Raw genomic sequence first — 10,518 nt, 5'->3', positions numbered from 1 at the left:
CGAGTGTCCTTATTCCTGATCCAGGTCGGCGCTTTTCTGCGCGATGGCCATGGCCGTGAGGATTTTTCTGTAGCCAGTGAATTCGTTGCGCGCATGCACGCTGAGGATGTTGTCCAGCAGGACGACGTCGCCCTTCTCCCAGGCGAACTCGACCATCACGTCGCGATAGATGCCTTGCAGGTGGCGGATGACGTCGTCGGGAATGGCCGTGCCGTCACCGAAGAAGGTGTTCTGCGGAAGGTCCAGCGGGCCGAATTCACGCAGCAGGTTGTCGCGGATGCTCTCCGGCAGGGTCAGTGCGTTGAAGAAGGTGCCGTGGTTGAACCAGATGCGTTCGCCGGTGAGCGGATGGCGCACGATGGCCGGGCCGTTTTGCCGGGTGCGCAGGCGATTGCCCGACTTCCACTCCGCTTGTATGCCGATCTTGGCGCAGTAGGCTTCGACTTCGCCGCGATCTTCGCTCTGGAACACGGTCTGCCATGGCAGCCCCATGCCGTCGCCGTAGTTGCGCACGTACATGATGCGTTTGCGCTGAAACTCCTCGCGCACGGCCGGGTCGATTCGCGCGAGGATTTCGCGGGTGTCGCCAAACGGGGTTTCGCCGCCGGTGGTCGACGGCGTGTCGCAGTAGAAGTACAGGTGGCGCGGGAACACCGGCGAATAGGAGTGCTCGTTGTGCGGGAAGATTTTCTCCGCCGCCGGGTAATCGGTGGAGCTGTAGATCTTGAACTGACCGGTGATCTGGGTCCGTGGCGAAGCGCGGAACAGGTACTCCAGGGCACCGTCGGAAATTGCCGCCACGCAACGGTTGAACTCGGCGATATCAGCCACCTGGAAGCCACGGAACAAAATCACCGCGTGGGCCAGCAGCTTGCTTTCGATCAGGGCGCGATTCTCCGTCGCCCACTCCACCAGGCTCACGCCAGGCACCGCCGGGCGGCACACCAGCGGCATGCTGGCACCGTCGAACATCGGCGCAAAACTCACCAGCCGGGTCGGGTCGGTGGACAGGCTCTTGCGTGCACCGCGACCGATTTTGGGAATGGACTTGGTGGTTGAAACAGTCATAAACCCCTCCAGAAAATGATGACGACGGCGCCCGGTGGGCGCCGCTGCAATGAATCAGTCCGCCGTGCTGTGCGTTGCCGGCGTGCCGCGACGGCGCTTGATCGCCATGCGCCCGCCCAGCAATGCCTTGCGTTGTTCGTTCAGGCGCGCATCGGCGCGGCGCTGCACCTCGGTGGCCAGGTCCAGCAATTGGCTGACCGTCAGCTCGTCGGCGCGCAACAACGCTTGCAGCACCGCCTCGATTTGTTCGAACAGGCTTTCCAGCGTGCTCGGCAAGTACTGCCCGGCGGGTGTTTCGAAACTCAGGTGAATGTGTTCGGCCTCGTTGTAGAACGCAGCGACCATGCCGATCTCGGCGGCTTGCCGGCCCGACGGGAAATCCTCGACCAGCAAGCCATCCATGGACGGCAAACGACCGACGCCTTCCTGGTAGATCAACTTGATGTCGAACAACGGCGAACGCCCGGCCCGACGCGGCAGACGCAACGCTTCCACCAATCGCTCGAACGGCAGGTCCTGATGCTCCGAAGCCTCCAGAACCGCACGGCGACAGGCGTGCAACAGTTGCCCGACAGCCTCGTCAGCATTCACATCCACTTGCAGCACTAATTGGTTAACGAAGAAGCCGACCATTTGTTCAAGCTCAACTTGATTTCGGTTGGCGATATCGGTGCCGATACGCAAGCGACTGACCTCGGTGCGCTGGCGCAACACCAGGGTGAAGCCGGCCAATAGCACCATGAACAGCGACAATCCACGCTGTTGGGCGAAGTCGCGCAACTGCTGACTCAGGGTCGGATTCAAGGTGAAATGTTGGCTGGCGCCTTCCTGCGCCTGACGCTGATCGCCGTCGCCCGGCAGCTCCAATACCGTTTGCGGTTGGCCAAGGCGCGCGACCCAGTAATCGAGCTGACGTTGCAGCTCGCTGCCCTGCTCCAGCCACTGGCGCTGCCATCTGGCGAAGTCGGCGTACTGCACGGACTGTTCCGGCAACTGCGCGACGCCACCCTGGTTGAGGGTCGGATACAACGTCACGAACTCATTGATCAGAATTCGGAACGACCAGTCATCCGCAGCGATGTGGTGCACCGTCAGCAGCAACACGTGCTCGTGATCAGCGACCTGCAACACCCGTACCCGCAGCAACGGCCCATTACGCAGATCGAATGGCCGGGCAACTTCCTCACGAGCCAGTTGCGCGGCTTCGACGTCCGATGCCGGTAAATGCCTTAGATCGCTGATGGCGAAATCCAACGGCAGTTCGGCGTGTACCCGCTGCCAGGCCTGGCCGTCTTGCTCATGGAACGTGGTGCGCAACACGGCGTGGCGTTGCACCAGGGTTTCAAAGGTTTGCCGCAGCGCCGACAGGTTCAACGCGCCGCGCAACCGCAAGGCGCCGGGCATGTTGTACATCGAGCTGTCCGGTTCCAGATTCCACAGGAACCACAACCGCTGCTGGGCAAAGGACAACGGCTGGCGTTCGCCGGAGTGGTCCGCCACCAGTGCCGGGCGTTCGCAGACATTGGCGGCATGCCGCAGAGCGTGCACCTGAGCGGCGAAATCCTGCAGTCGCGGATGTTCGAACAGACTGCGCAAACTCACCGACAGGCCCAGACGCTGACGAATCTGCGAAACGATCTGCGTGGCCAGCAACGAATGCCCACCCAACTCGAAGAAGCTGTTTTCGCGATCGACACGGGCGACGTGCAACACCTGCTGCCAGATCTGCGCCAGTTCAATCTCCAGCTCACCTTGCGGCGCGGTGCCGGCCACAGCCTTCCAGACCTCTGGCGCCGGCAGCGCGGCGCGGTCGAGTTTGCCGTTGCGGTTGAGCGGCAACGCGCTCATCACCACCAGTTGCGCCGGCAGCATGTACTCCGGCAGACGCTCACCCAGGGCCTGGCGCACGACATCGGTGAGTTGACGCGAATCGGCATTCGGTAACACCGGCACGACATAGCCGATCAGTTGCTTGCCGCCGACGCCTTCGTGCACCAGCACCGCGGCTTCGCTGATCATCGGCAAGCCTTGCAGGTGCGCTTCCAGCTCACCGAGCTCGACGCGGAAGCCGCGAATTTTCACCTGGTGATCGATGCGCCCCAGGTACTCCAGCGCGCCGTCTTCGCGATAGCGCGCCAGGTCGCCGCTGCGGTACAAGCGAGCACCCGGCGTGGTGGAAAACGGATCGGCGATGAAGCGTTCGGCGCTCAGCCCCGGACGCTGGTGATAGTGCTGGGCAATGCCGGCGTCACCGCCGATGCACAACTCGCCCACGCAGCCGGTTGGCAGCAGATGGCCCTCAGTGTCCAACACGTACAGCGCACGACCGGGCAAGGCGCGGCCAATCGGCACTCCGAGCAGGTTTTGCGTGTCGGCCAAGGTGCACAGGTGAGTGCTGGAGACCACCGTGGCCTCGGTCGGCCCGTAGGTGTTGAGCAAGCGTACGTCGCCGAGACCGGCGGCATGCCAGAGCTTCAGGCCTTCCAGCGACATGGCTTCACCACCGACGTGGACCTGGCGCAGTCGACCTTTGTCACGCTGAGGTTGAGCGGCCCATTCCTGGGCCAGCAAGTACCAATAGGCTGCCGGCAAATCCGCCAGGGTCACGCCCTGTTCGATGATCTGCCGGTACAAGGTGTCGGTGTCCCACAGTTCATCACCGCGCAACACCAGCGCCGCACCCACGCACAGCGGCGGGTAGCACTGCTCGACAAAGCCGTCGAAGCTGAACGTGGCGAATTGCAGCACGCGGTCGTCGGCGCTGAGTTGCGAATAGTCCGCCGCCATCACGCAAAACTCGCGCAGCGCAGCGTGGGCCAGGCACACGCCTTTCGGCCGGCCAGTGGAGCCGGAGGTGTAAATCAGGTACGCGAGGTCTTCGGCACAGGCGAGGTTGACCGGATTGGCCGTGGAATAGCCGGCCAGCGATGCGCGGGTCAGCGCCAGGCGCGGCAAACCTGCGGGCAACGCGACATCGGTCAGCAGTTCCGGTTGCGCCAGCAGCAGGTCCATCCCGCTGTCTTCGATCATGTAGGCCAGGCGTTCGGCCGGGTAGTCCGGGTCCAGCGGCACATAACCGGCACCGGACTTGAGGATCGCCATGAGGCTGACGATCATCTGCGCATTGCGCCGCACCGACAGGCCGACTCGTTGTCCCGGCGCCACACCGTGCTCGCGCAGGCAATGGGCGAGCTGGTTGGCCTGGGCGTTGAGCTGGGCATAAGTCAGGCGTTCGTCGCCGGCGATCACGGCCAATGCCTCGGGCGTACGGGCCGCTTGCTGCTCGAAGCGTTGATGCGCCAGCAGCGGACTGTCCAGCAGCGGCGCGGCGGGACGCGAGCCGCGCAACACGTGTGCCTGTTGCTCGGCATCCAACAGGCTGACGGAGCCCAAAACCTTTTGCGGTTGCGCAACGAACTGCTCCAGCACATGCAACAGGTTGGCACTCAAACGCTCGATCTGCGCGGCGCTGAACAAGGCCTGATCGAAACTGAACTCCAGACGCAGGCTGGCGCCGACTTCAATACCGAGAGTCAGCGGGTAGCTGGTGATTTCGTGATTGCGCAATGCGCCGAAGGTCAGGCCCGCCGGTGCACCTTGCTTCAGCGCTTCGGCCACCGGGAAGTTTTCAAACACCAGCAGACTGTCGAACAGCGCGTTGCCCTGCTGCCCGGCCCAACCCTGAATGTCGTAGAGCGGCACATGCTCGAACTCGCGCAGGCTCAGGTTCAGGGCTTGCAGTTCGTTGAGCCATTGGCTGACCGGCTGCGTGGACGACGGCGCAGTAATGATCGGCAGGGTGTTGATGAACAGACCCAACTGCTGCTCGATACCCGGCAACGGTGCGGAGCGCCCGGCAATCGTCGCGCCGAACGCCACGCACGCTTGACCGGTGTAGCGCTGCAACAGCAGACCCCACGCGCCCTGCAACAAGGTGTTGAGGGTGATTTTCTGCTGCCGGGCAAACTCGGCCAGGCACTGCATGGCGGCGCTTTCCAGCGTCAGCTGATGCTCGCCCATGCCTCGCCCGTCGACCGGTGCCGGCACGGCGTGCGCCAGCAGCGTCGGGGTTTCGAGGTCGGCCAGCGCCTGTTTCCAGAACTGTTCACCCGCCGCCAGGGGTTGCTGCTGAATCCAGCCCAGGTAGTCGCGGTATTGCCCCAAGGGGTTGGCCAGTGTCTGCCCGGCGTAATGCTGAATCACCTCGCCGAGCAACTGCGCATTACTCCAACCGTCCATGAGGATGTGATGACTGGTGTAGATCAGGTGCCAGGCGTCGTTGCCTTTGCGCACCAGCATCAGGCGCAACAGCGGCGCGGCGCTGAGTTCGAAACCACGGCTGCGCTCTTCGGCGGCCAGCGCATCGAGGTCGATATCGGCGGCCTCGATCACCTGCAATTGCAGGTCGATCTGGCGATGAATCACCTGATGCGCAGATTCCAGACCCAACCAATGGAAGCTGCTGCGCAAAATGTCGTGACGGTTGATCGCTGCTTGCCACGCTCGACCGAAGGCCACCAGTTCCAGCCCCTGAACATCCAGGCGCAACTGGTTGATGTAGGCCTCGGCCTGCGGCTCATACAGGGTGTGAAACAGCATGCCCTGCTGCATCGGCGTCAGCGGATACATGTCTTCGATGGCCGCTGCCGCGACAGGCAAGGCGTCAAGCTGCGCCTGGTTGATCCGCGCCAGCGGGAAGTCCGAGGGCGTGACCTGCCCCGCCGGTGTGGCGCAGCAGTGTTCGATCAGCGCGGTGAGTTCTTCGGTGTAGGCAGCGGCCAGTTCCTGAACGGTGCTGTCGGCGAACATGTCGCGACTAAACCCCCATTGCAGCAAGAGTTGACCGCCATAGACCTGGCTTTCCAGCGTCAGCCAGTTGGCCAGCGGCGCGTCGGCATCCTGGGCCTGGCCGCCGCTTTCCAGCGCCGGTACAAACAGCGCGTCCTCATCGAATTGGCGGTCGAACTGGCCGAGGTAATTGAAGGTGATCCGTGGTGCCGGCAATGCTTGCAAGGCCTCACGCTGGGCCGACTCACCGAGGTAACGCAGCAGCCCATATCCCAGGCCTTTGTCGGGGATGGCGCGCAGTTGCTCCTTGATCGTCTTGATCGTATTCGCCGTGTCCGCGTGAGGTTGCAGGCGCACCGGGAACAGGCTGGTGAACCAACCCACGGTGCGCGTCAGATCAAGGTCGTCGAACAGGTCTTCACGGCCATGGCCTTCGAGCTGGATCAGCGTCGAGTGATGCCCGGTCCAACTGCAAATCACCCGCGCCAGCGCGGTCAGCAGCAGGTCGTTGACCTGAGTGCGATAGGCCGTCGGAGCCGTTTGCAGCAGCTGGCGCGTCAACCCGGCGTCGAGCTTCGATTCGATCTTGTGGCCGTGGCGATGCTGCAAGCTACCCAACGGATTTTCACAGGGCAGGTCGTGGGCATCGGCGAGTTGCGCCTGCCAGTAAGGTAGTTGCTCATTCAGCGTGCTGGCATGTTCTTGCAGGTGTTTGGCCCAGTGTTGATAGGCGCTGGTTTTGTCGGGCAACGTTGCGGCGCTGCCAACCGCCAGTTGCGCATAGGCCTGCTGCAGGTCTTCGAGCAGCACCCGCCAGGACACGCCGTCCACCGCCAAATGGTGGACCGCCAGCAACAGCCGTTGCGTGCCATCGTCAAGACTGAACAGCAATGCGCGCAGCAACGGCCCGTCGGCCAGATCGAGACTGCGTTGGGCTTCATCGCACAGGGCCGACAACGCCTCGGTTGACGCCGCGTGCCGCTGCCACATTCCCGCGGTCTCAACTGGCGATCCGTGGCGCTGCTGCCAGCCATCGACACTCGCGGTAAACCGCAGGCGCAAGGCATCGTGATGGTTGATCACCGCAACCAACGCGGCTTCCAGTGCTTGAGGGTTCAGCGCCTCGCGCGGCGTCAGCAGCAACGACTGGTTCCAGTGTTGCGGCTGCGCGATGGCTTGTTCGAAAAAGTAGTGTTGCGTCGGGGTCAGCACCACTTCACCGCTGACCGGGCCTTGGTCGATGGCATTGCGGTTGTCGAACGCCGCCACCAGCGCCAGGCTGCGCACAGTCTGGTACTGAAACAGGTCGCGGGGGCTGAGGCGGATGCCGGCCTGACGGGCGCGGCTGACCACTTGAATGGAGATGATCGAGTCACCGCCCAGCTCGAAGAAGTTGTCTTCAAGGCCCACGCGCTCCAGACCCAGGACGTCCTGCCAGATCTGCGCCAACGCGGTCTGCATGGCATCTTGCGGCGCGACGAAGGCTTGCTGCGGCGCCGCGTCCGGTAGCGGCAGGGCCTTGCGGTCCAGTTTGCCATTGGCGGTCACCGGCAAGGCATCGAGCGGCATCAGGTAGGTCGGCACCATGTATTCCGGCAAGCTGCTCAGCAGCCAGGCCTTGAGTGTTTCTGGCCACTGCGCCTCGGCGTTTTCCAGCACCAGGTAAGCCACCAGATGCTTGCCGCCCTGCACCAGCACCACGGCCTCGCGCACCAGCGAATGCTGCATCAGGCGGGTTTCGATTTCCCCCAGTTCGATACGCAGGCCGCGCAGTTTCACTTGATGGTCGAGGCGACCGAGGTATTCGATCACCCCGTCGGCACGCTGACGTACCCGGTCGCCAGTGCGGTACAGGCGCTCGCCGTCATGGAACGGGCACGGCACAAAGCGCTCGGCCGTCAGCCCCGGTCGGCGGTGATAACTGCGCGCCAGACCGGCGCCGCCCAGGTACAACTCGCCCGCCACGCCCGCCGGCACCGGCAGCAACTGTGCGTCCAGCACGTGGGTGCGCAGGTTGGCAATCGGCCGGCCGATGGGCACGCTGTCGGCGCCTTCGTCAACACAGGTCCAATGGGTCACGTCGATGGCCGCTTCGGTCGGCCCGTACAAGTTGTACAACCCGGCGCCCGGCAACTTGGCGAACACCTGAAGCTGGGCATCCAGCGGCAAGGCTTCACCGCTGCACGCGATGCGTTTGAGGCGGGTGCAGGCTTCAACGCCCGGCTCGTGGATAAACGCCTGAAGCATCGACGGCACAAAGTGCAAGGTGCTGATGCCGAACTCGCCGATGAGGCTGATCAACCGCGCCGGCTCGCGATGCGCGCCCGGCGGCGCCACCACCAGACGGGCGCCGGTCATCAGCGGCCAGAAGAACTCCCAGACCGACACGTCGAAACTGAACGGGGTTTTCTGCAACACCGAGTCGCTGCCATCCAGCCCATACGCCTGTTGCATCCAGCACAAGCGATTGACCAGCGCCGCATGACTGTTGCCAGCGCCCTTGGGTTTGCCGGTGGAGCCGGAGGTGTAAATCACGTAGGCCAGGTTCAGCGGATTCACCGAAGCCTGCGGGCAGGTTTCGCTGTAACCGTCCAGCCAGTCGCCGTCCTGATCCAGTGCGATGACCTGGATGCCCTCGGTCGGCAGCGTGCCAACCAGGGCGCTTTGGGTCAGCAACACGCCCATCGCACTGTCTTCGATCATGTAGGCCAGGCGCTCCGCCGGATAGTCCGGGTCGAGTGGCACATAAGCGCCGCCGGCCTTGAGAATCGCCAACAGGCCGATGACCATTTCCAGCGAACGCTCGACGGCGATCCCGACCAGCACATCGGCGCCGACACCGTGCTCGCGCAGGTAATGCGCCAATTGATTGGTGCGCGCCTCAAGCTGTGCATAAGTCAGCTGACGGTCGCCAAACACCAGCGCCGGCGCCTCGGGTGTGCGCAGGGCCTGGGCGTGAATCAGCTGATGAACGCATTGCTCGACGGGATACATTTCGGCGGTGCGGTTCCAGTCATGTACCAGTACTTGCTGTTCATCCGCCGCCAGCATCGGCAGCTCGCCGACCCGCTGATTCGAATCGACCACCATCGCCTGCAACAGGCGCGTCCAGTGCTGCGCCATGCGCGCGATGGTCGGCGCATCGAACAGGTCGCTGGCATAAGTCAGCGCGGCGTGCAGCTTGCCGCCCTTTTCATAGGTGTCGAGGGTCAAGTCGAACTGCGTGGTGCGCCCTTCCCACTCGATCGCGCCCAACACCAGGCCGGAGGCGGTGCTGATGCTGGACATGTCCGCGACCTGCGGCTGATGGTTGTACATCACCTGGAACAGCGGCGTGTGGCTGAGGCTGCGTTCCAGTTTCAGCGCTTCGACCAGACGCTCGAACGGCAAGTCCTGATGGGCCTGGGCGCCGAGGGCCGTTTCCTTGATGGCGCGCAGCAAATCGTCGACGCGGGTGTGGCCATCGAGCTGGGTGCGCAGCACCTGGGTGTTGACAAAGAAGCCGATCAGGCCTTCGATTTCCGCACGGTTGCGGTTGGCAATCGGCACGCCGACACGGATGTCGGTCTGCCCGGTGTAGCGATGCAGCAGCGCGTTGAACGCACCGAGCAACAGCATGAACAAGGTGATGTTGTGTTTCTGCGCAGTGGTTCGCAGCTGCTCGGCCAGTTGCGGGTCGACGGCGAACTCGTAGCGGGTTCCGCGATAGCTTGGCGTCGCCGGGCGCGAGTGGTCGGTGGGCAACTCCAGCACCGGGTGTTCGTCGCCGAGCTGCACTTGCCAGTAATCCAGTTGGCGCGCCTGCTCTCCCGCCTCCAGCCAGCGGCGTTGCCACAACGCGTAGTCGCTGTACTGAATCGGCAACGGCGCGAGTGGCGGTTGTGCACCGGCCTCGAAGGCGTCGTAGCAGCGGATGAATTCGTCGATCAGCACGTTCATCGACCAGCCGTCGGAAACGATGTGGTGCAGGGTCAGCAGCAGGACGTGTTCCTGCTCGACGAGCTTGAGCAAGGTCACGCGCAGCAGCGGGCCGACGGACAGATCGAAGGGCAACACTGATTGCTGTTCGGCCGCTTCGGCGACGGCGCGTTCGCGCTGCGAATCCGGCAAGGCACAGAAATCCATGTGCTTGATGACCAGCGGTGCGCTGGCCGGCACTTGTCGCAACGTGTCGTCGGCCTGGCGCTGGAACACCGTGCGCAGGGTTTCGTGACGTTCCACGAGGCTGGCGAAGGCCTGCTCCAGCGCTGGCAGGTTCAACCGCCCGGTCAGACGCACCGCGCCCGGCAGGTTGTAGGCGCCACTGTGCGCGTCCAGTTGCCAGAGAAACCACATGCGTTGCTGGGCGTACGACAACGCGTGACGATCCTCGGCCTCGACGCCGGCAGGAATCGGAAACCGGGCAAAATCAATGCCTTCCTTTTGCAAGGCCGCAAGGAACATCTGGCGCTTTTCCAGGGGCAACCCGATAAACCGGCGAGCAAGTTTCAAGGAGTCTTCAGCATTCATTTCTAAGCATCCGGATCAGTGGCGGGAAGCACAAAGGCACGTCGTCCCTGTAAAACGAATGCAGACCGGAAAAATTAGCGAATGAGAACAAGTGTCAGGAGGGAGGCGAACCGCAGGATGTAAGGTCGCTGCAAATAAAATGTGGGAGCGGGC

Annotated in this window: 2 protein-coding genes; both read right to left on the bottom strand. The window is 63.3% G+C overall.

What is annotated here, in order from left to right; all coding sequences use genetic code 11:
* Positions 1-9: 9 nt before the first annotated feature.
* A complete protein-coding gene (locus ACI77H_RS06570) occupies positions 10-1,068 on the bottom strand; it encodes a TauD/TfdA family dioxygenase (protein ID WP_407011071.1) in 1,059 nt (352 codons plus the stop codon).
* 54 nt (positions 1,069-1,122) lie between these two features.
* The gene (locus ACI77H_RS06565; RefSeq protein ID WP_407011070.1) at positions 1,123-10,365 is read right to left on the bottom strand and encodes an amino acid adenylation domain-containing protein; all 9,243 of its coding nucleotides are present in this window, start codon (positions 10,363-10,365) and stop codon (positions 1,123-1,125) included.
* Between the last annotated feature and the right edge of the window lie 153 nt (positions 10,366-10,518).

The sequence above is a fragment of the Pseudomonas sp. O230 genome, assembly GCF_045447035.1.
In the GTDB taxonomy this organism is placed as follows: Bacteria; Pseudomonadota; Gammaproteobacteria; order Pseudomonadales; family Pseudomonadaceae; genus Aquipseudomonas.
This window is presented reverse-complemented; position numbering and strand designations above follow the sequence as displayed.